The sequence below is a fragment of the Blautia sp. ZXY-1-B12 genome, assembly GCF_056339915.1.
In genome coordinates this window covers 1-3,372 of sequence record NZ_JBWJVP010000003.1, presented here as the reverse complement: position 1 = coordinate 3,372, position 3,372 = coordinate 1, and the positions used below count along the sequence as shown (strand labels likewise).

At 43.3% G+C, this 3,372-nt stretch carries 2 protein-coding genes; one reads left to right on the top strand and one right to left on the bottom strand.

The window, feature by feature from the left end; translation table 11 throughout:
- Positions 1-114: 114 nt before the first annotated feature.
- Positions 115-993, bottom strand: a complete 879-nt coding sequence (locus AC075L_RS00250) for a LysR family transcriptional regulator (protein WP_118409021.1) — start codon at positions 991-993, stop codon at positions 115-117.
- A gap of 300 nt (positions 994-1,293) precedes the next feature.
- On the opposite strand from AC075L_RS00250, the gene AC075L_RS00245 reads away from it, so the two are divergent.
- Positions 1,294-3,372 (top strand): phosphoribosylformylglycinamidine synthase (locus AC075L_RS00245; protein WP_476386998.1); only part of this gene is annotated, 2,079 nt, incomplete at its 3' end.

Sequence of the window (3,372 nt, the reverse complement as noted above, 5' to 3'; positions counted from 1 at the left end):
GTATATTACTGATGCACTGGCTGTAATGCCGAAATAAGAAAAAGAAGTTCTCATTCAGTAAGAAACGCGATTATAAAAATTGTTGTTTCAGTACTGAGTGAGGACTTTCTTTTATTATGTGGAAGTAAACATTTCAATAAAGCGTTCAGCAGCCTGAGAGACAGTAAGACTGTCATGCTGGGCAAGTATAAGCTGACGTCCGGGAAGAGGCTCTTTTAACATGAGCGGTGTCAGCTGATCATTTTCTTTTAACATATAATCAGGAACACAGGCAATCCCCAGTCCGATCCGTGCCAGATCCAGAAGCAGGTCATTACTGTTTAACTCTACTTCAGGAAGAAGCTTGAGATTATGGGCTGTGAATGCCTCTCGCAGATATTCACTGGTGGTACTTTTGGGGGAAAGCATCAGGATCGGATAGTTCAGAAGCTCTTGCAGTTCGGTCTGAACAGTGTGTACAGGAAAGTAATCCGTATTGGCAACGAATACATCGTGGAATTCTTTTAGCACACGTGTCTGAAAATGACTGCCAAGCCTGGAATTGGGACAGTTGCATACAATAAGATCTGCCTGACCCTTTTCCAGAAGCTCTGCACAGCCGATGGAGGTACTGTTTGTGACTTTGATACGGACATCCGGGTAGGTTTGATGGAATTTCTGAAGATAATCAATGAGAAAATACCGGCAGATCGTATCGCTGGCAGCAATACGCAGCTGGCCTTTCAGCAGATTGTCTCCTGACAGGAGAGATTCTCCCTCGTCCAGAAGCTGGAGAGCCGGTTTTACATGCTGGAGCAGAAGTTCTCCTTCAGGAGTTAACAATACTTTCTTGGTACTGCGGATAAAAAGAGGATGATTTAGCTTCTTTTCCAGAGTTTTAATGGACTGGCTGACTGCTGACTGGGAGATAAAAAGCTGGCGGGAGGCCTCTGAGAAGCTGAGGGTGGTGGCAACATAGTAGAATACTTTGTATAGTTCAAGATTAATATCCATAGAAATAAATCCTTTCATAAAATAATGTGATGATACAAATTGTCGGCAGCAATGGAACTTTAGATTGTATGTCTCGGGATTTTGGCATATTCATTCCCCAATATCTCGTCGACAGTGGAGTGTGAACGGTGATTAATTAATTGTATTAATAAAAAATATAAGATATATTAATTTTACTAATGATATTTCCTATGATACTATAAAGAAAGCAATAGTTCAAGCAGCAGGTTCACTGGAGTCGGGCTGCAAGGTGCTTTTAAAGCATTTTTAAAACAATGCATACATAAGAAAGGAGTTTCTATGAGTAACGTAAGACGTGTCTATGTAGAAAAGAAACCGGCCTTCGCTGTACAGGCAAAGGAATTAAAACATGAGGTCAGCAGCTATCTGGGAATTAAATCCGTAACAGCAGTACGTGTGCTGATTCGCTATGATGTAGAAAATATTTCTGATGAAGTTTTTGATAAAGCATGCAAAACTGTTTTTGCAGAGCCACCTGTAGATGATTTATATCTGGAGAATTTTGAGGCAGCAGAAGGCTCCCGCATCTTCTCTGTAGAATTTTTACCGGGACAGTTTGACCAGAGAGCAGATTCTGCTGTTCAGTGTGTACAGTTCCTGGATGAGAATGCACAGCCTATCATTCGTTCCGCAACTACTTATGTAATTGAAGGAACTATCACAGATGAAGAATTTGATGCTATCAAGCATCACTGCATCAACCCTGTAGATTCCCGTGAGACAGGTCTGCAGAAACCGGAAACACTGGTAACTGTTTTCCCGGAACCCGAAGATGTTAAGATTTTTGACGGATTTAAGGAAATGCCGGAAGCAGAATTAAAGGAACTTTATGATTCTTTAAATCTTGCAATGACATTCAAGGATTTCCAGCATATCCAGCATTATTTCAAAGAAGAAGAGAAACGTGACCCGTCCATGACAGAAATCCGTGTACTTGATACCTACTGGTCTGATCATTGCCGTCACACAACCTTCTCCACAGAGCTGACAGATGTAAAATTTGACGAAGGTGATTACAAAGCACCAATCGTAGATACCTACAACAAATATCTTGCTGACAGAGAAGAACTTTACAAAGGCCGTAAGGACAAATTTGTCTGCCTGATGGATCTGGCTCTGATGGCTATGAAGAAACTGAAAGCAGAAGGAAAGCTTGCTGATCAGGAAGAATCTGATGAGATCAATGCCTGCAGTATTGTAGTTCCTGTAGACGTAGACGGTAAAGAAGAGGAATGGCTGATCAACTTCAAGAATGAGACACATAACCATCCTACTGAGATCGAGCCATTCGGTGGTGCAGCTACCTGCCTTGGCGGTGCGATCCGTGACCCGCTTTCAGGACGTACTTATGTATATCAGGCAATGCGTGTAACAGGTGCGGCAGATCCTACTGTTTCTGTAAAAGAAACTCTCAAGGGTAAACTTCCGCAGAAGAAACTGGTAAGAAGCGCAGCTCATGGCTACAGCTCCTATGGAAACCAGATCGGTCTTGCAACAGGTTATGTAAAAGAAGTTTACCATCCTAACTATGTAGCGAAACGTATGGAGATCGGTGCTGTTATGGGTGCTGCTCCGAGGCGCGCGGTTATCCGTGAGAATTCTGATCCGGGAGATATCATTATCTTACTTGGAGGACGTACAGGACGTGACGGTATCGGTGGTGCTACAGGTTCTTCCAAGGTTCATACAGAAGCTTCTATTGAAGTGTGCGGCGCTGAGGTGCAGAAAGGTAATGCTCCTACTGAGCGTAAGATCCAGCGTATGTTCCGCCGTGAGGAAGTCAGCCATATTATTAAGAAATGTAATGACTTTGGTGCAGGCGGTGTTTCCGTTGCTATCGGTGAGCTGGCAGCAGGTCTGAGGGTAGATCTTGACAAGGTTCCGAAGAAATATGCAGGTCTTGACGGAACTGAGATCGCAATCTCCGAATCTCAGGAACGTATGGCTGTAGTAGTTGACCCGAAAGATGTAGATACTTTCCTTGGCTATGCAAATGAAGAGAACCTGGAGGCAATTCCGGTTGCAGTTGTAACAGAGGATCCTCGTCTGGTACTTGTATGGAGAGGAAAAGAAATCGTAAATATTTCCCGTGCATTCCTTGACACTAACGGTGCACATCAGGAGACAACTGTAGAAGTAGAAATCCCTAACAAAGAAGGCAATCTCTTTGAAGAGCGCCCGGATGTAGCTGATGTAAAAGCTAAATGGATGGAAACTCTGGCAGACTTAAATGTATGCTCTCAGAAGGGACTTGTGGAAATGTTCGATGGTTCTATCGGAGCAGGCAGTGTATTTATGCCATACGGTGGTAAATATCAGCTCACAGAGACTCAGTCCATGGTAGCAAAGGTTCCGGTA

Bases quoted from the DNA above. Each gene is read 5' to 3' on its own strand.
- AC075L_RS00250 (WP_118409021.1), bottom strand. From the start codon at position 993: ATGGATATTAATCTTGAACTATACAAAGTATTCTACTATGTTGCCACC.